Here is a 350-nt window from a genome sequence, read left to right as displayed (position 1 = left end):
GTTGATCCATTGAATCCCTCGACCGGGGAGTCATGGGGATGGACAGATGTGGCCGATCTTAATTATGAGAACAAGGAATTGTGGGATGCTATGACTGCCGATATGAAATATTGGGTAGATGAGCACGACATCGACGGCTTTAGAGCAGATGTGGCCGGAGAAGTTCCAACCGAATTCTGGGAGCAGGCAGTGCCAAAATTGAAAGAGACCAAGCCATTGTTCATGTTGGCAGAGTCCGAAGATAAAGACCTTTTCCATAACGCCTTTGACATGGGTTATAACTGGGAAGGACATCATCTAAAGAATCAGCTTGCACAAGGAAAAGTTACTGTTGAGGCCTGGGATGAGTA

At 46.6% G+C, this 350-nt stretch carries 1 protein-coding gene; it reads left to right on the top strand.

Translation table 11 applies throughout. The annotated features are described in order from the left end of the window. Nucleotides 1–350: alpha-amylase family glycosyl hydrolase (locus HC175_RS21295; RefSeq protein WP_262887263.1), on the top strand; the 350-nt coding region annotated here is incomplete at both ends.

It is taken from the genome of Salinimicrobium oceani (genome assembly GCF_012037645.1).
This window is presented reverse-complemented; position numbering and strand designations above follow the sequence as displayed.